The organism is Pseudonocardia phyllosphaerae (assembly GCF_046546475.1).
GTDB classification, from domain to species: domain Bacteria; phylum Actinomycetota; class Actinomycetes; order Mycobacteriales; family Pseudonocardiaceae; genus Pseudonocardia; species Pseudonocardia phyllosphaerae.
In genome coordinates, this window is sequence record NZ_JBKGXS010000007.1 from 87,201 (window position 1) to 105,014 (window position 17,814).

At 72.0% G+C, this 17,814-nt stretch carries 17 protein-coding genes; 14 read left to right on the plus strand and 3 right to left on the minus strand.

The window, feature by feature from the left end:
- Window positions 1-157: 157 nt before the first annotated feature.
- The 10 genes from ACLE50_RS15435 to ACLE50_RS15480 all read left to right on the plus strand — a co-directional run bounded on the left by ACLE50_RS15435 (window position 158) and on the right by ACLE50_RS15480 (window position 9,528).
- Complete coding sequence (locus ACLE50_RS15435) at window positions 158-343, plus strand: CsbD family protein (protein ID WP_410944241.1); 186 nt, start codon at window positions 158-160, stop codon at window positions 341-343.
- 162 nt (window positions 344-505) lie between these two features.
- On the plus strand, window positions 506-931 hold the full coding sequence (locus tag ACLE50_RS15440) for a hypothetical protein (protein WP_410944242.1): 426 nt from the start codon (window positions 506-508) through the stop codon (window positions 929-931).
- A gap of 272 nt (window positions 932-1,203) precedes the next feature.
- A complete protein-coding gene (gene tig / locus ACLE50_RS15445) occupies window positions 1,204-2,682 on the plus strand; it encodes a trigger factor (protein ID WP_410944243.1) in 1,479 nt (492 codons plus the stop codon).
- Between the two features lie 299 nt (window positions 2,683-2,981).
- Window positions 2,982-3,584 carry an ATP-dependent Clp protease proteolytic subunit gene (locus ACLE50_RS15450; protein ID WP_410944463.1) on the plus strand — a complete coding sequence of 201 codons (603 nt, stop codon included), beginning with the start codon at window positions 2,982-2,984 and terminating at the stop codon, window positions 3,582-3,584.
- 32 nt (window positions 3,585-3,616) lie between these two features.
- Window positions 3,617-4,276, plus strand: coding sequence for an ATP-dependent Clp protease proteolytic subunit (locus tag ACLE50_RS15455; protein WP_410944464.1), 660 nt, complete (start codon window positions 3,617-3,619; stop codon window positions 4,274-4,276).
- 207 nt (window positions 4,277-4,483) lie between these two features.
- Window positions 4,484-5,776, plus strand: a complete 1,293-nt coding sequence (gene clpX / locus ACLE50_RS15460) for an ATP-dependent Clp protease ATP-binding subunit ClpX (RefSeq protein ID WP_410944244.1) — start codon at window positions 4,484-4,486, stop codon at window positions 5,774-5,776.
- Between the two features lie 214 nt (window positions 5,777-5,990).
- Window positions 5,991-7,385, plus strand: coding sequence for an OFA family MFS transporter (locus tag ACLE50_RS15465; RefSeq protein ID WP_410944245.1), 1,395 nt, complete (start codon window positions 5,991-5,993; stop codon window positions 7,383-7,385).
- Window positions 7,382-7,528, plus strand: coding sequence for an MFS transporter small subunit (locus tag ACLE50_RS15470; protein WP_410944246.1), 147 nt, complete (start codon window positions 7,382-7,384; stop codon window positions 7,526-7,528). The genes ACLE50_RS15465 and ACLE50_RS15470 overlap by 4 nt, the downstream gene beginning before the upstream one ends.
- The gene (locus ACLE50_RS15475) at window positions 7,528-7,791 is read left to right on the plus strand and encodes a DUF6457 domain-containing protein (RefSeq protein ID WP_410944247.1); all 264 of its coding nucleotides are present in this window, start codon (window positions 7,528-7,530) and stop codon (window positions 7,789-7,791) included. The genes ACLE50_RS15470 and ACLE50_RS15475 overlap by 1 nt, the downstream gene beginning before the upstream one ends.
- Before the next feature lie 192 nt (window positions 7,792-7,983).
- Window positions 7,984-9,528, plus strand: a complete 1,545-nt coding sequence (locus ACLE50_RS15480; RefSeq protein ID WP_410944248.1) for an alkaline phosphatase D family protein — start codon at window positions 7,984-7,986, stop codon at window positions 9,526-9,528.
- A gap of 4 nt (window positions 9,529-9,532) precedes the next feature.
- Here ACLE50_RS15480 and ACLE50_RS15485 read toward each other — a convergent pair whose 3' ends face one another.
- Entirely contained in the window at window positions 9,533-10,531 is a 999-nt protein-coding gene (locus tag ACLE50_RS15485; protein ID WP_410944249.1) for a family 43 glycosylhydrolase, read from the minus strand.
- Between the two features lie 82 nt (window positions 10,532-10,613).
- On the minus strand, window positions 10,614-11,042 hold the full coding sequence (locus ACLE50_RS15490; RefSeq protein WP_410944250.1) for a PPOX class F420-dependent oxidoreductase: 429 nt from the start codon (window positions 11,040-11,042) through the stop codon (window positions 10,614-10,616).
- A gap of 119 nt (window positions 11,043-11,161) precedes the next feature.
- On the opposite strand from ACLE50_RS15490, the gene ACLE50_RS15495 reads away from it, so the two are divergent.
- Complete coding sequence (locus ACLE50_RS15495) at window positions 11,162-12,367, plus strand: MFS transporter (protein ID WP_410944251.1); 1,206 nt, start codon at window positions 11,162-11,164, stop codon at window positions 12,365-12,367.
- Entirely contained in the window at window positions 12,364-12,849 is a 486-nt protein-coding gene (locus ACLE50_RS15500; RefSeq protein ID WP_410944252.1) for a hypothetical protein, read from the plus strand. The genes ACLE50_RS15495 and ACLE50_RS15500 overlap by 4 nt, the downstream gene beginning before the upstream one ends.
- A 3-nt stretch (window positions 12,850-12,852) precedes the next feature.
- On the opposite strand, the gene ACLE50_RS15505 is transcribed toward ACLE50_RS15500, so the two are convergent.
- A complete protein-coding gene (locus tag ACLE50_RS15505; protein ID WP_410944253.1) occupies window positions 12,853-13,620 on the minus strand; it encodes an alpha/beta fold hydrolase in 768 nt (255 codons plus the stop codon).
- Between the two features lie 156 nt (window positions 13,621-13,776).
- On the opposite strand from ACLE50_RS15505, the gene ACLE50_RS15510 reads away from it, so the two are divergent.
- Both ACLE50_RS15510 and ACLE50_RS15515 read left to right on the plus strand, forming a co-directional pair.
- Complete coding sequence (locus tag ACLE50_RS15510; RefSeq protein WP_410944254.1) at window positions 13,777-15,126, plus strand: acetamidase/formamidase family protein; 1,350 nt, start codon at window positions 13,777-13,779, stop codon at window positions 15,124-15,126.
- A 49-nt stretch (window positions 15,127-15,175) separates the two neighbouring features.
- The gene (locus ACLE50_RS15515) at window positions 15,176-17,812 is read left to right on the plus strand and encodes a valine--tRNA ligase (RefSeq protein ID WP_410944255.1); all 2,637 of its coding nucleotides are present in this window, start codon (window positions 15,176-15,178) and stop codon (window positions 17,810-17,812) included.
- The last annotated feature ends 2 nt before the right edge of the window (window positions 17,813-17,814 follow it).

Consider the following 17,814-nt stretch of genomic DNA (forward strand, 5'->3'; position numbering starts at 1 on the left):
ATCGCTCTCCGTCCCCGCGGGTCGTCCCGGTGCCACTCGGATGTCACCGGAAGGTGTGGGTGCGGGCGGACGCGGGTATCCGGCCACCACGTCCCCGACGTTAACGACGCGGCGTCCGCCGCGCCCGTCGACACGACCGGAAGGCAGGTGAGCCGCCGTGGGTAACGACGACAAGATCAACCACAAGGCCCAGGAGCTGCAGGGCAAGGCCAAGGAGGCCGTCGGCAACGTGACCGACGACGAGTACCTGCAGGCCGAGGGCAAGTCCGACCAGGCCAAGGGCAACGCCAAGCAGGTCGGCGACAAGCTCAAGGACGCGGTCGAGGACTTCAAGAACAAGTAGCACCGCACCGCGACGGCGGCGTCCCGGCTCGGCCGGGGCGCCGCCGTTCGTGTGTCCGGCGCCGGGTGGCCCGGCCGCGGAGCCGCAGGCGTGGTCACGGCCGGTCCCGGGACCACGGCCGGTGCCACGGCCGGGCTCCCCGATGTGGCTAGGCTGCCCGATGTGCTGCCGCCCCGCCCCGGCCCCGAGGACGTCGCGGCCGCCGTGCTCGCGCACCCTTCCGTGCTGCGGCTCGACGGCGGCCCGTTCGGCGTCATCGCCTCCTACGTGCCCGGCCGCCGGATCCAGGGCGTGCGCCTCGGCGCGTACGACGGCGCCGACACCGGTGACAGCGGTGCCCGGGACTCCGGTGTCCAGGACCCGGGTGCCCAGGACCCAGGCGCCCGGCACGGTGAGCCGGACGGCGGGCCCGTCGAGGTCGCGGTCGTGGTGACCCTCGGGCGGCCGTTCGCCGAGATCGCCGACGAGGTGGCCGCCCGCGTCCGCGACGTCCTCGGCGCCCCGGCCGCCCCTGTCGAGGTCACCGTCGCCGACGTCGGCGGAGTCGATCAGCACGGAGACGCGCCCAGCGCCGCGGAATCGCGCTGATCAACTGCCCGGTGGCCGCGGTGCTGGTGGCGGTGCGGGCGCGGCCCGGCTGACCGGGCCGCCGTCCCGGCGGGTCCCTCGCCTAGACTCGCGCGAGCCCCTGCCGACACCGGCGGCCTCGCACCGGCGCGCTCCCGCAGCCGCCGGCGCCCGGGAGGCCCCGGTCCGCCGGACACGGTGCGCCGTGTGCCCCGACGCGGGCGGGGGCGTGTACGGACCGGGCCGCGCGCTGCGCGGCCGATGGAGAAAGCCCACCGGCAAGGAGTTCCACCGTGAAGAGCACCGTCGAGCACCTCAGCCCGACGCGCGTCCGGATCAATGTCGAGGTGCCGTTCGACGAGCTCAAGCCCGACTTCGACCGCGCGTACAAGAAGATCGCCGAGCAGGTGAAGATCCCGGGCTTCCGTCCGGGCAAGGCACCGGCCCGCATCCTCGAGGCCCGGATCGGCCGCGGCCCCGTGCTCGACGAGGTCGTCAACGACGCGATCCCGGCCCGCTACCAGGAGGCCGTGATGTCCGCCGAGGACGTCACGCCGATCGGCCGCCCGGAGATCGAGGTCACCGAGATCGCCGACGGTGAGCGCCTCGCGTTCACCGCCGAGGTCGACGTCCGCCCGGAGATCGAGCTGCCCGCGCTCGACGGCCTGGCCGTCGAGGTCGACGACGTCGAGGTCACCGAGGACGAGGTCACCGAGCAGCTGGACCAGCTGCGTGCCCGCTTCGGCACGCTGGCCGGCGTCGAGCGCCCGGCGAAGAAGGGCGACTACGTCCAGATCGACCTGGCCGCGTCGGTCGACGGCAAGGAGCTCGAGGAGGCCACCACCACCGGCTTCTCCTACGAGGTCGGCCAGGGCGGCCTGATCGACGGCATCGACGAGGCCCTCGAGGGCATGTCGGAGGGCGAGGAGAAGACCTTCACCTCCAAGCTGGTCGCCGGCGAGTACGCCGACCAGGACGCCGAGATCACCGTCAAGGTGACCTCGGTGAAGGAGCGGCACCTGCCCGACGCCGACGACGAGTTCGCCCAGCTGGCCTCGGAGTTCGACACCCTCGACGAGCTGCAGGAGAACCTCCGCGAGCGGCTGGCCCAGTCGAAGAAGATGGAGCAGGCCGGGCAGGCCCGCGACCGTCTCCTCGACAAGCTGGTCGAGGCCGCGGACGTCCCGCTGCCGGAGAGCGTCGTCGACGCCGAGGTCGAGAGCCGCAGCCACGACGCGCTGCACGCCTTCGAGCACGACGAGGCCAAGCTCGACGAGTGGATCTCCTCGCAGGACAAGACCCGCGAGCAGTTCGACGCCGAGATGCGCGAGGAGGCGGAGAAGAACGTCCGCTACCGCCTCGTGCTCGACGCACTGGCCGACAAGTCCGAGGTGACCGTCGGGGACCAGGAGCTCACCGAGCGGATCCTCTACCAGGCCCAGCAGTACGGCATGGCGCCCGAGCAGTTCGTCCAGCAGATCCAGCAGGCCGGCCAGCTCGGCGTGATCTACCAGGACGTGCGCCGCTCCAAGGCGCTGATCGAGGCCGTGCGCGCGGCGACCGTCACGCTGCCCGGCGGTGAGGTCCTCGACCTCTCCGAGCTGCTCGGCGACGACGACGAGGCCGCCGCGGAGGAGGTCGCCGAGGCCGACGCCGATGCCGACGCCGAGGCCGACGCGGAGTCCGCTGAGGACGCCTCCGCCGAGACCGGCACCACCGCGGGCGACGCGTCAGCGGACGAGAAGTCGAAGGACACGGCCGACAAGGCCTGACCTGCACGTTCGTGTTCCGGGAGCGCATCGCGGCGTCGTCCGCGGTGCGCTCTCGGCGAACACGGGGCGTCGTTCCCTGTGCGGGCCGCCCGGTCCGCGTAGGGTCGGCTTCGAACCGGTCCCCACGAGGGACCGCGACGGGTTCGCAAGACCCGACACCGGAGACCGAGAGCGATCCACAGGAAGACTTTCTCCGTGTCCGGCGCGGTCATCGCGCCGGGCGGCGAGACTTCGGAAAGCAGGGTGAAGTGAGCCAGCAGGACACCGGCCCGCTCGCGGGCCGCGGTACCGGGCCGCAGATGCGGTCCGCCGTCAGCGGGATGTCGCTGTCCGACTCGGTGTACGAGCGGCTGCTGCAGCAGCGGATCATCGTGCTCGGCCAGCAGGTCGACGCGGAGATCTCGAACCGCATCGCGGCGCAGATGCTGCTGCTCGCGGCGGAGGACCCCGAGAAGGACATCGAGCTCTACATCAACTCGCCGGGTGGTTCGGTCACCGACGGCATGGCCGTCTTCGACACCATGAACCTCGTCCCGTGCGACGTGTCGACCACGGTCATGGGCATGGCCGCGTCGATGGGGCAGTTCCTGCTCTCCGCGGGCACCCCCGGCAAGCGCTTCGCGCTGCCGCACGCGCGGATCATGATGCACCAGCCGTCCGCCGGCGTCGGCGGTACCGAAGCCGACATCACGATCCAGGCCGACCAGTTCCGGCGTACCAAGCGGGAGATGGCCGAGCTCATCTCCCAGCACACCGGGCAGTCGGTGGAGACCATCGAGCGCGACTCCGACCGCGACCGCTGGTTCTCCGCGGACGAGGCCAAGGACTACGGCTTCGTCGACCACGTCGTCACGCACGCCGGCCGGGCGCCGGGTGCGGGCTCGCAGAACGGGAGCGCCTGATGAGCACCTTCGATCCGCGCCACCCCGAGTCGATGGCGGACCTGCGCGGGCCCGGTGGCTTCGCCCCGGACCCCGCCCGCTCGCGGTACGTGCTGCCCTCCTACGTCGAGCGCACGAGCTACGGGGTCAAGGAGTCCAACCCGTACAACAAGCTCTTCGAGGAGCGCATCATCTTCCTCGGTGAGCAGATCAACGACACCTCGGCGAACGACACCATGGCCCAGCTGCTGGTCCTGGAGTCGCTCGACCCGGACCGGGAGATCTCGGTCTACATCAACTCGCCCGGCGGGTCGTTCACGTCGCTGATGGCGATCTACGACACGATGCAGTTCATCCGGCCCGACATCCAGACCGTCTGCCTCGGGCAGGCGGCGTCGGCCGCGGCGGTGCTGCTCTGCGCGGGCACCCCGGGTCGCCGGATGGCGGTCGAGAACGCCCGCATCCTGATCCACCAGCCGGCGACCGAGGGCACCTACGGCCAGGTCTCCGACCTCGAGATCCAGGCGAAGGAGATCACCCGCATCCGGCACCGGATGGAGGAGATCATCGCCCGGCACTCGAACCGCACGGCGGAGCAGGTGCACGACGACATCGACCGGGACAAGATCCTCACGGCCGAGGAGGCCAAGGAGTACGGCCTGGTCGACGAGATCATCCAGAGCCGGAAGCTCTCCGCCACCGGCGGACGCTGACCGGCACCCTCGTCGGCACACACCGACATCACGGTCGCCCCGGCCGCACGCGAGCCGGGGTGACCGCCCGCCGACCCGCCGCCGGATCGGACTTCTCGGAGTCCCCGGGGGCGGGTCCGGCCAGGTACCGTCGTCTCATACACCGGAGCTCCGGGGGACGACGGCAACGACGCGAGAACGCCGGACCAGGACTGGGGATCGACACCTATGGCACGCATCGGCGACGGCGGAGACCTGCTGAAGTGCTCCTTCTGCGGGAAGAGCCAGAAGCAGGTCAAGAAGCTCATCGCCGGTCCCGGCGTCTACATCTGCGACGAGTGCATCGACCTCTGCAACGAGATCATCGAGGAGGAGCTGGCCGAAGCCGGTGAGGTGAAGCTCGACGAGCTCCCGAAGCCGACCGAGATCCACGACTTCCTCGACCAGTACGTGATCGGCCAGTCCGCGACCAAGCGCACGCTGTCGGTGGCGGTCTACAACCACTACAAGCGCATCCAGGCCGGGGAGCGGCTCCGCGCGGCGGGTGCGAGCGACGCCGCCGACGGCGTCGAGATCGCCAAGTCGAACATCCTGATGCTCGGCCCGACCGGCTGCGGCAAGACCTACCTCGCGCAGACCCTCGCGAAGCTGCTGAACGTCCCGTTCGCCATCGCGGACGCGACCGCGCTCACCGAGGCCGGTTACGTCGGCGAGGACGTCGAGAACATCCTGCTGAAGCTGATCCAGGCCGCCGACTACGACGTGAAGCGCGCCGAGACCGGCATCATCTACATCGACGAGGTCGACAAGATCGCGCGGAAGTCGGAGAACCCGTCGATCACCCGCGACGTCTCCGGCGAGGGCGTGCAGCAGGCCCTGCTGAAGATCCTGGAGGGGACCACCGCGAGCGTCCCGCCGCAGGGCGGCCGCAAGCACCCGCACCAGGAGTTCATCCAGATCGACACGACGAACGTGCTGTTCATCGTGGCCGGCGCCTTCGCCGGGCTGGACCGGATCATCGGCGAGCGGGTCGGCAAGTCCGGCATCGGCTTCGGCGCCGACATCCGCTCGAAGAAGGACATGGACGCCTCGGAGAGCTTCGCCGAGACCCTGCCCGAGGACCTGATCAAGTTCGGTCTGATCCCGGAGTTCATCGGCCGGCTGCCGATCGTCGCCTCGGTGACCTCGCTGGGCAAGGACGCGCTGGTCGAGATCCTCACCGAGCCGCGCAACGCCCTGGTCAAGCAGTACCGCAAGATGTTCGAGATGGACGGCGTGGAGCTCGACTTCTCGCACGACGCCCTCGAGGCCGTCGCCGACCAGGCGATCCTGCGCGGCACCGGCGCCCGCGGCCTACGGGCGATCATGGAGGAGGTCCTCCTCCCGGTCATGTACGACATCCCGAGCCGCGACGACGTGGCCAAGGTCGTCGTCACCGCGGAGACGGTGAAGGACAACGTCAACCCGACGATCGTCCCGCGCCAGCCGCAGCGCCGGGAGCGGCGCGACCGCTCCGCCTGAGCCACCGCACCACCTCGACGACGCCCCCGCGGGCTTCCCGCGGGGGCGTCGTCGCGTTCCGGGCCCGCACCGTCATCGACTGTCCCGATCATACATCCGGATGATTCGATGTCTGATTCACGAAGTTGTCGTATCGCAATCCCCGATTTTCTTGTTGTGAGGGTCGGGGACTGCTTAGCGTGTCCCCGTCGGACCCGAGGACGGAGTGCAGCGCATGGCGGAGGCCGGTTTCCTGACCAGGGCGCGGATCGTCGCGCCACCGGGGTGGAGCCGTTGGCTCGTCCCGCCCGCGGCGTTGTCGATCCATCTGGCGATCGGCCAGGTCTACGCCTGGAGCGCGTTCAAGACCCCGCTGGCGACCGCGCTGGACCTGTCCGGCGTCGCGACCGCGCTGCCGTTCACCCTCGGCATCATCATGCTGGGGCTGTCCTCGGCGCTGTTCGGCACGAAGGTCGACACCAACGGCCCGCGCTGGGCGATGGTGGTGGCGAGCTCCTGCTTCGTGGCCGGGTTCCTCATCTCCGCGCTCGGGCTCTACCTGGGCTGGTACTGGCTGGTGGTGCTGGGCTACGGCTTCGTCGGCGGCATCGGCCTGGGCGTCGGCTACATCTCGCCGGTGTCCACGCTGATGAAGTGGTTCCCGGACAAGCCGGGCCTGGCCACCGGTCTGGCCATCATGGGGTTCGGTGGCGGCGCGCTGATCGCGTCCCCGCTGACGGCGTCGCTGCTGAAGGCGTTCGGCGGGTCCGGCCCGGAGGCGTCGGCCTCCGGGATCGGGTCGACGTTCCTGGTCATGGGCCTGATCTACCTGGTCTTCATGTCCGTCGGCTGGCTGCTCATCCGGGTGCCGGCCGACGGTTGGCTGCCGCCGGGCTGGGACCCGGCGTCGGCGAAGAAGAGCGGGCTCATCTCCACCGCCCAGGTCTCGGCGAAGAACGCGATCCGCACGCCGCAGTTCTGGCTGCTCTGGGTGGTGCTCTGCTTCAACGTCACCGCGGGCATCGGCATCCTGGAGCGCGCCAACCCGATCTTCCAGGACTTCTTCCGCGGATCGAGCCCGGCGGAGAGCCTCGCCGCGGCCGCCGTCGGCTTCGTCTCGATCCTCTCGCTCGCCAACTCCGCGGGCCGGATCGCCTGGTCGTCGCTGTCGGACGTGCTGGGCCGCAAGAACATGTACCGGATCTACCTCGGCGTCGGCGCGCTGCTGTACCTGCTGATCACGCTGCTCGAGGGCGGGAACCGGGTCGTGTTCCTGATCGCCTCGGTACTGATCCTGTCCTTCTACGGCGCCGGGTTCGCCACCGTGCCCGCCTATCTGCGCGACCTGTTCGGCACCTACCAGGTCGGTGCGATCCACGGCCGCCTGCTGACCGCGTGGTCCACCGCGGGCGTGCTCGGGCCGCTGATCGTCAACGCGATCGCCGACGCCCGGATCGAGGCCGGGGTCGAGGGCCCCGCCCGCTACACCATCGCCTTCGTGATCATGATCGTGCTGCTGGTGATCGCCTTCGTGTGCAACGAGCTCATCAAGCCGGTCAGCGATAGGTTCCACGAGCCGCCGGCCGAACCCGCCGGCACGGCGTCCGAGACGAAGGGAGCGCAGGCATGACCAGCGCAGCAGCCCCGGCCGGGGGTGCGAACTGGGGACCGGTGCAGTGGATCGGGGCCGTACTGGCCTGGGTCTGGGTCGGTGTCCCGTTCGCCTACGGCCTGTACCAGCTCGTCCTCAAGATCCCGGCGTTGTTCGGCTGATGGCCGGCGCAGAGGGCAACGCGATGGCGGAGTGGGTCACCGCCGTCGCCGCCGAACTGGGACTCGACGACGTCGACGCGGTCGGCACCGTCGAGCGGATCCTGGACCTGACCTCGGACGTCGCGCACGGGGTCTCCCGTCCGGCGGCCCCGGTCACCGCCTACCTGCTCGGCCTCGCGGCCGGGAAGGCCGACAAGCCCGACGACGTCGTCGGCGAGCTCTCCGAGCGGATCGTGGCGAAGGCCGAGAGCTGGGAGGGCTGAGCAGCTCACGCTCGGGGCACCTCCCGCACGGGCACGCACGCGACGGCCGGGCAGTCCTGCCCGGCCGTCGTCGTGTCCGGCGCCGTCGGTCGTGAACGGCACCACGACCTGCTCGGTGACCGCGGGAAAGATCACGGACCGGCACCACCCGGCGTCCATCCCGCGTTCACCCGAACCGGCTAGAACGGCGCGGTGATCACGTCCCGACGCGCCTTTCTCCGCACCGCGACCGCAGGCGGCCTCGCCGGCGCCGCGGCGCTCACCGTCCCCGGGCTCGCCACGGCCCGCACCCCCGCCCTCGTCCGCTCCGGCCGCCCGCTGCTCTCCGGAGTGCAGGCCGGCGACGTCCGGCCCGGCTCCGGCCTGGTCTGGACCCGCGCCGACCGGCCGTCGCGCATGGTCGTCGAGGTGGCCCGCGACGCCGGGTTCCGCGACGCCCGCGTGCTGCGCGGCCCCGTCCTGACCCCGGACACCGACCTCACCGGCAAGCTCCGCGTCCCCGCCCACTCCGGCACCGTGCACTACCGGGTGCACGCCGAGCCGCTCGACGGCGGCCCGGCGAGCGAGGCGATGACCGGCACCTTCCGGGCCGTGCCCGGCCGGGGTGAGCGGGTCCGCATCCTCTGGTCCGGCGACGTCGTCGGGCAGGGCTGGGGGATCGACCGCTCCACCGGCGGCATGCGGATCTACTCGGCGATGGCCGACCGGTGCCCGGACCTGTTCCTGCACTCCGGCGACACGATCTACGCCGACAACCCGCTGAAGGAGTCGGTCACGCTGCCTGACGGGCGGGTGTACCGCAACGAGCTCGCGCCGGGGAAGACGAAGGTCGCCGAGACCCTCGCCGAGTACCGCGGAGCCCAGGCCTACACGCTGCGCGACGACAACGTGCGCCGCTTCGTGTCCTCGGTCGGCCAGTTCGTGCAGTGGGACGACCACGAGGTCATCAACAACTGGTACCCGGGCGAGATCCTCACCGGCGAGGTCGCCGAGGACTACACCGAGAAGCGGGTCGACGTGCTCGCCAAGCGCGCGTTCCAGGCGTTCCACGAGTGGCAGCCGACCGACCGTGCGCTCGCCGTCGACGGCCGGGTGTACCGGCGGATGCCGTTCGGCCCGCACGTCGAGGTGTTCGTGCTGGACATGCGGACCTACCGCACGCCCAACGACGCCAACACCGGCCCGCACGAGGCGATCCTGGGGGAGAAGCAGGCCCGCTGGCTGGTGGACGCACTGGCGTCGTCGACGGCGACCTGGAAGATCGTGCAGTCCGACATGCCGATCGGCATCCAGGTGCCCGACGGCGACACGGCCTGGGAGGCCGTCGCGAACGGGCAGCCGGGCGCACCGTCGGGCCGGGAGTCCGAGCTGGCCGGGGTACTCGTCGCGCTGGCCCGCAAGAAGGTGCGCAACGTGGTCTGGGTGACCGCGGACGTGCACTACACCGCCGCGCACCACTACTCGCCGGACCGTGCGGCGATCGCCGACTTCGACCCGTTCTGGGAGTTCGTGTCCGGGCCGCTGCACGCCGGAGCGTTCGGGCCGAACCCGCTGGACCCGACGTTCGGGCCGAAGGTCGAGTTCGTCCGCGGGCCGTCGCGGCAGGGCGCCTCGCCGGCCGAGGGGTTCCAGCACTTCGGTGAGCTGGAGGTCGCCCCGGACGGCAGCACGCTGGAGGTGAACCTGCGCGACCAGGAGGGCGGCTCGCTGTGGAGCACCACCCTGCGCCGCGCCTGAGCGTCTAGGCCAGCGGAGGCACCGGGCGCGGCGACGGGCCGGACAGCGTCGGCGCGATCCGGCCGAACAGCCCCTTCTTGCCGATCCGCGCGCGGTCGATGGTGACCTCGCGGTGGTAGGCGTTGCCGTTCGGGACCGTCCACCGGTGGTAGGCGTAGTACCACTCGTCGGTGCCGGGCACCTGCAGCATCGAGCCGTGCCCGGTACCGCGGATCTTCTGCTTCGGGTCCTGGGACAGCAGCACGCCGTGGTAGGTGAACGGGCCGGTCGGCGTCGGGGCGGTCGCGTAGCCGACCTTGTAGTCGGGGTCGCGGAAGTCCCCGATGGAGTAGGTGACGTGGTAGGTGCCCTTGCGCAGCACCACGTCGAGGCCCTCGCTGAAGTTCTTCAGGCCCTTCAGCACCCGGATCTTCGACCGGTCGAAGGAGACCATGTCCTTGTTCAGCGGCACCGCGTTGGCCTGCTGGTTGCCCCAGTAGAGCCAGCGCGTGCCGTCCGGGGCCCGCACGACGGCCGGGTCGATCGGCACGCCGACGCCGCCCGGGTTCGCGGTCACCAGCGGCTTGCCGATGTCGCGGAACGGGCCGACCGGGGAGTCCCCGACCGCGACGCCGATCTTCTCGTCGGCGGCGTAGTAGAGGTAGAACTTGCCGTTCGCCGCGGCCATCGCCGGCGCCCAGGCGTTGCGGCTCGCCCAGGTCACGTCCTTGCCCTTGCCCAGACTCAGCACGGGGCCGTGCTTGCGCCAGTGCACGAGGTCGGTCGAGGACCAGGCGGTGAACGAGGCGTCGCGGGCACCCTCGCCGTCGGTCGTCGGGTAGACGTAGTAGGTGTTGCCGACGACGGTGATGGCCGGGTCGGCGTAGTAGCCGTCGACCGCGCGGCCACCGAACGGGCGAGCCGGGTCGCCGGTCGCGGCCTGCGCGGCTCCCGCCGTCAGGACGAGCGCGGCGACGGCGGCGACCGTCGGGGCCAGCTGGGTGAGGCGGCGGGAGCGAGGCACCCGTTCACGGTGCGGGTGTTGTGCCGCAACCGCTCCCGGACGCGCCCGGGTGTGTGCCCGGACCACCCGGGCGAGGGACGGGTCAGGCGGTCATGTCCAGCTGGGCGATGACCTTGGTCGGCCGGATCCGGACGGCGATCTCGCCGGGCACACCGTTGCGCTTCCCGAACTCCTCGGCGCGGTCGGCACCCATGTAGCGGCCGCCGACCGCGGTGGCGGTGCGGCGGACCTCGTCGAGGTCCTCGATGATCTCGGCGACGCCCTGGACCTGCACGAAGGCGTACGGCGGCTCCGGCAGGTCCGCGGTCAGCACCACGCGTGGGTCGCGGGCGATCGCGCGGCCCTTCGCGGTGTCGGCGCCGGTGTCGAAGACGAGCGTGTCGTCCTCGACCAGGAACCAGACCGGGGCGACGAGCGGTCGGCCGTCGCGTGCGGTCCAGCCCAGCATGCCGGTGCGGGTGCCCGCGTTGAGGAACTCGACGACCTCGGGGGAGAGCTTCGGTTCGGTCATGGCCGCGAGCGTAGGGCCGGGCCGAGGACGCTGTCGGGAAATCGGAGAGAAAACGGGATGATCGGACGGGTGGGGTGGTGTTGGCTCCGGCGAAGGGGCGTCGCGAGACGGGAGCAGCCATGGCGTGCGGCACCGAGCCGGTCACGACGGTCGTCCGGACGCGGGTGCCGCGGGTCGTCACCGTTCTGGCGCTGAGCATCTTCGTGCTGGGCACCAGCGAGTTCGTGATCACCGGGATCCTGCCGGAGATGGCCACCGACCTGCGGGTCTCGGTCTCCGACATCGGCTACCTGATCTCCGCCTTCGCCGTCGGAATGATCGTCGGCGCGCCGTTGATGGCGGTGCTGACGCTGCGTCTGCCCCGCCGCACGACGCTGGTGACGATGCTCGTGGTGGTCGTCGCTGCGCACGTAGCGGGCGCGCTGGCCGGTAGCTACGCGCTGCTGCTCGTGGTGCGGGTCGTGACCGCGTTCGGCACCGGCGGGTTCTGGGCGGTCGCCGCTGTGGTGACGGTGTCCTCGGTCGGGCCCGCCGACCGGGCCCGTGCGCTCGCCCGGCTGCTGGCCGGGCTGACCGTCTCGAACGTCGTCGGTATCCCGCTCGGGACGCTGGTCGGGCAGTCGTTCGGCTGGCGGGCCACGTTCTGGATGATTGCGCTGCTCGGGTTGGCCGGTCTGGTCGGCGTGCTCGCGATGGTGCCCCGCGGCCGCGGTCGCGGGGAGGCACCGAGCCTGGCGTCGGAGACCGCGGTGTTCCGGCGCGGACGGCTGTGGCTCGCCCTCGGCACGACCGCGCTCTACCAGGCCGGGATGATCGCGATGCTGGCCTACCTGACGCCGTTGCTGATCACGGTGGCCGGGCTGCCCGCGGCCGCGGTGCCCGTCGTGCAGGTCGCGCTCGGGCTGGGGTCGCTGGCGGGGATCACCCTCGGCGGCCGATTCGCCGACCGGCACCTCTGGCGGACGTTGTTCGCTGCGCTGATCGGGGCGACGCTGCTGCTGGCCCTGCTCGGGCTCACCGCTGCGGTTCCCGGGTTCGCGCCGGTCGTCGCCGTCGCTCTCGGGTTCGTCGCGTTCGTCGCGGCCGCTCCGCTCAACGCGCGGGTGTTCTCCCTGGCCGGGGCGGCGCCGACGCTGGCGAGCGCGACGAACACCTCGGCGTTCAACGTCGGCAACTCGCTCGGGCCCGCACTCGGTGGGCTGGCGATCGCCGCCGGGTGGGGGCTGACGTCGCCCCCGCTGATCGGCGCGGTACTCACCGTCGGGGCGATCGGACTGGCGCTCGTCGCGCGAGGGGTGGACCGGCGGGAGACCCTGGCGCGGTGAAGGCCGGAGAGGTACTCGCCCGCCAGGCCGACGGTGTCTCCTGCGGCCCGACGGTGCTGCTGGTGACCGCCGCGCTCGCCGAGGGTGCGACGCCGGTCGACGTGCCGGCCGCGGCGCAGCGGGCCGCGCACCGGCAGGCCAACCGGGTCTGGCCGCGGTTCCTCGGCACGACCCCGTGGGGCATGCGGGCCTGGCTGCGCCGGCACGCCCCGGCCGCCGGACGGTTCCGGATCCGGCGCTGGTCGGCTCGCACCGCCCGGGCGGTCACCGCCGCCGTGGCCGCGGGGAACCCGGTTCCGCTGCTGGTCGGGGCGCGGATCCCGCGGCACTGGGTGCTGGTCCTCGGGCTCGACGGTGGCGCGTGGCTGGTGTTCGAGCCGTCGTCGGGACAGGTGCGGCGGCTCGATCCGGCCGTACTGCTGCGCGGCGACGCGGCGGGCGTGGTCGGGTGGCCGAGGGCGTTCTGTGCGCTGCTGGGGTGATCGTCAGCCGTCGAGGAAGCGGCGGACCAGGGCCAGGCAGGCGGCCGTGAGCGCCGGATCGGGCGGGCCGGCGTCGGCCACGCCCAGGTAGTCACCGTGCCCGGCGGGCAGCACGAGCGCCCGCCCGTCACCGACGAGCTCCGCCATCCGCACGGTGTGCCCGGGCCGGACGATGTCGTGGTCCCCGCCGACGAACAGGGCGGGCGCGCGCAGCGCGGCCAGGGTCTCGTCGTCCCAGTCCCGGAACTCCCGCATCAGCGTGACGTCGAGATCGAACATGCGCTGCAGGTCCGCGGGGTCGGGGTTGATCGCCCGGTACGCCGCGGCCAGCGGTGCGGGCATCGCGCCGACGCCGGCGCCGTCGAAGCCGTCCCAGAAGCCGTCGACCATGCCGTCGCGGTGCACGAAACCGGAGGCCACCACGATCCGGCGGACCAGGTCGGGGCGGTGCAGCGCGAACGTCAGGACGGTCGGGCCGCCGTTGCTGAACCCCAGGACGTCGACCGGCCCGACGCCCAGCTCGTCGACCAGCCGGGCGAGGTCGGCGGCGGAGTTGGCGAACGTGTACGCGCGGTCGGCGTGCGGGGTGTGCCCGTGCCCCTGCAGCTCGACGGCGACGACGGTGCGGTCCCGCGCGAACTCCGGGATCGTCGCGCTCCAGTTGGTGCCGATCGTGCCCGCACCGCCGTGCACGAGCAGCAGCGGAGGCGACGTCCCGGGCTCGCCGTGGATCTCGTGGTGCAGCGCGACGGTGGTCGAGGCGGAGGTCATCGGGTCTCCCGGGGCCGGACGGATGCGACAGGAGGGATGACCGCCCGCATGCGCGGAACTGAGCGGTCGGGCGGGGATCCGGCGGGACGGTCGTCGTAACCCGGCGCAGCGTCCCGGCAATCCGCGGGCAACGGGCGGCGACGAGTGTTCGCACCCATGAGCGACCCGATCATGTCCCGGCTGCGCGACGGGCTCGGCCGGCGCCAGTTCCTGCTGGCCGCCGCCGCGGCGTCCGCAGCGACCGGCGCGAGCGGCTGCGGCACCACGGTGGCACCGGTGGCGGACGTGACGCCGCTGCCGGACGGCCCGCTGCAGCCCCGCGCCGGCGACATCCCCGGCGACCACTACCTGGAGTCGACGCCCGAGGCCGTGCGCTGGGGCTATGTGCCCGCGATCGGTGCGGAGCCGGTGCTGACGATCCGGTCCGGGCAGACCGTCACGATCGACGCGGTCTCCCACGAGGGGATCCTCGAGGACCAGGGCCGCGACCCGGTCGCCTACTTCGGCCGGCACGGCGTCGCCCGCGACGAGGTCCTCGCCGACGCCGTCGCGATCGCCCGCGACTACCGGCGCACCCCGCGCGACTTCGACACCGACGGCCCGCACGTGATCACCGGACCGGTGTTCGTCGAGGGCGCCCGCCCGGGTGACGTGCTCAAGGTCGAGACGCTCTCGGTCGTCCCGCGGGTGCCCTACGGCGTCGTCTCCTCCCGGCACGGCAAGGGTGCGCTGGCCCGCGCCGCGAACGGCGGGCCGCCCGCCGGGATCACCATCGACGAGATCATGCCCCCGGTCGGCACCGACGGCCGCGCGACGAAGGACCCGCAGCGCTACGGCAACGTCTCGGTGTTCACCGAGGTCCGCCCGGGCCAGGACGGCGCCCCGCAGGCGGTCATGCCGTTCGGGAACGGGCAGCAGGCCGCGTTCCCGCTGCGTCCCTTCATGGGCACGATGGGCGTCGCGCACGCGCGGGCCGGTGCGGAGAACGCGCCGGAGCTGAACTCGGTGCCGCCGACGCTGGGCGGCGGCAACATCGACATCCGGCTGCTCGGCCCGGACTCGGCGTTCTACCTGCCGGTCCGTTCGGAGGGGGCGCTGTTCTACGTCGGCGACCCGCACCTGGCGATGGGCGACGGCGAGGTCGCGCTGACCGCGCTGGAGGGCTCGCTGCGCGGCACGTTCCGGCTGACCGTGTGCCGGAAGGGCGAGGGAACCGCGCCGTCACCGGCGTTCTCCTACCCGTTCGGGGAGACGCCGTCGTCGTGGATCCCGATCGGGCTGTCGGATCCGGACGGTGCGGCGCACGGCCAGAACACCGACCTGGACGTCGCGATGCGCCGCGCGGTGGTGAACGCGCTGGACTTCCTGGAGGCCGACCGCGGGATGGACCGGCCCACCGCCTACGCATACCTCTCGGCCACCGCGGACTTCGTCGTGTCGCAGGTCGTCGACAAGACCGTCGGCGTCCACGGAGTGATCAGCAAGGCGCATTTCGGAGCCCGATGACCCCGCGGGGGCCCGGAAACCTGTCGGTGCCGACTCGTAGACTTGACATGTGACCGAGACCCTGCCAGCGCGTACCGCAGACCTGCCCGCCAAGTGGAACCCGGGCGAGGTAGAGGGCGAGCTGTACCGCCGCTGGGTCGACCGTGGCTACTTCCAGGCCGACCCGGCGTCCGACGCCCCGGCGTTCAGCATCGTCATCCCGCCGCCGAACGTCACCGGCAGCCTGCACCTGGGCCACGCGATGGACCACACGCTGATCGACGTCCTGACCCGGCGCCGCCGGATGCAGGGCTACGACGCGCTGTGGCTGCCCGGCATGGACCACGCCGGGATCGCGACCCAGTCGGTCGTCGAGCGGCGGATGGCCGCCGCAGGCGAGCCGGACCGGCACGCGATCGGCCGTGAGGCCTTCGTCGAGAAGGTCTGGGAGTGGAAGGCCGAGTCCGGCGGCTCGATCCTCGGGCAGATGCAGCGCCTCGGCGACGGCGTCGACTGGTCGCGTGAGCGCTTCACACTCGACGACGGGCTGTCCCGCGCCGTCTCGACGGTCTTCAAGCGCATGTTCGACGACGGGCTGATCTACCGGGCCGAGCGCCTGGTCAACTGGTCCCCGGCGCTGCGGTCGGCGATCTCGGACATCGAGGTCGACCACGCCGAGGTCGAGGGCGAGCTCGTCTCCATGCGCTACGGAGACGGCGACGCCTCGGTCGTCGTCGCGACCACCCGGGTCGAGACGATGCTGGGCGACACCGCGATCGCCGTCCACCCCGGCGACGAGCGCTACGCGAATCTGGTCGGCACCGAGATCCGGATGCCGATCACCGGCCGGATGATCCCGGTCGTCGCCGACGACTACGTCGACCCGGAGTTCGGCTCCGGCGCCGTCAAGATCACCCCGGCGCACGACCCGAACGACTTCGAGCTCGGCCGTCGCCACGACCTGCCGATGCCGACGATCATGGACGAGACCGGCACGATCGCCGGCTCGGGCACCCGGTTCGACGGCATGGACCGGTTCGAGGCGCGCCGCGCGATCCGGGAGGAGCTCGCCGCCGAGGGCCGGATCGTCGCCGAGAAGCGCCCCTACCTGCACTCGGTCGGGCACTGCTCGCGTACCGGCGTCCCGATCGAGCCGCGGCTGAGCCTGCAGTGGTTCGTGAAGACCGAACCGCTGGCCCGCGCCGCGGGGGAGGCCGTCCGCTCCGGCGCGACCGTGCTGCACCCGGCCGAGCAGGAGAAGCGGTTCTTCGACTGGGTCGACAACATGCACGACTGGACGATCAGCCGGCAGCTGTGGTGGGGCCACCGCATCCCGGTCTGGTACGGCCCGGCGGGCGAGGTCGTCTGCGTCGGTCCGGACGACGAGGCGCCCACCGGCGAGGGCTGGCAGCAGGACACCGACGTCCTCGACACCTGGTTCTCCTCGGGCCTGTGGCCGTTCTCCACCCTCGGCTGGCCGGACGAGACCCCGGACCTGGCGAAGTACTACCCGAACTCGGTGCTGGTCACCGGCTACGACATCCTGTTCTTCTGGGTCGTCCGGATGATGATGTTCGGGACGTACGCGATGGGCGAGACCCCGTTCCGCGACGTCTACCTGCACGGGCTCATCCGCGACGAGCACGGCAAGAAGATGTCGAAGTCCAAGGGCAACGTCATCGACCCGCTCGAGCTGATGGACGCCTACGGCGCCGACGCGCTGCGGTTCACCATCGCCCGCGGCTCCAACCCGGGCACCGACATGTCGCTGTCCGAGGACTGGGTCGCGGCGTCGCGGAACTTCACCACGAAGCTCTGGAACATCACCCGCTTCGCACTGTCCAAGGGGGCCGATGCGAGCGCGCCGCTGCCCGCCGAGGCCGACCGGACCGACGCCGACCGCTGGATCCTGGGCCGCCTCGCCGAGGTCCGCGCGGAGACCGACGAGCTGCTCGAGGCCTACCAGTTCGCGAAGGCGACCGAGGGGCTCTACCACTTCGCGTGGGACGAGCTGGCCGACTGGTACGTCGAGCTGGCCAAGACCCAGCTGGACGACCCCGCGACCGCGCCGGGCACCAAGGCGGTCCTCGGGCACGTCCTGGACGCGCTGCTGCGGCTGCTGCACCCGATCACCCCGTTCGTCACCGAGGTCCTGTGGACCGCGCTGACCGGCGGCGAGACGGTCGTGACCGCGGCCTGGCCGACCGCGGAGACCGCCGGTGCCCCGGCCGACCCGGCCGCGGCCGCCCGGGTCGCCGACGCGCAGAAGGTGATCACCGAGGTCCGCCGGTTCCGCACCGAGCAGGGACTGCCGGACCGCAAGTCCGTCGCCGCGCGGCTGACCGGCCTCGCCGACGCCGGCCTGTCCGCGCACGAGACCGCGCTGCGGTTCCTCAACCGGCTCGACGAGCCGGGGGAGGAGTTCTCCGCCACCGCGACGTTCGAGGTCGTGACCTCGGGCGGCCCGGTCACCGTCGAGCTGGACACCTCCGGGGCGATCGACGTCGCCGCCGAGCGGGCGCGGCTCGGCAAGGACCTGGCCGCCGCGGAGAAGGAGCGCGACCAGGCGGACAAGAAGCTGACCAACCCGAAGTTCACCGAGAAGGCGCCGGCCGACGTCGTCGACGGGATCCGCTCCCGGCACGCGACCGCGCTGGCCGACATCGACCGCATCACGGCGCGGCTGGCCGCGCTTCCGGAGGCCTGACC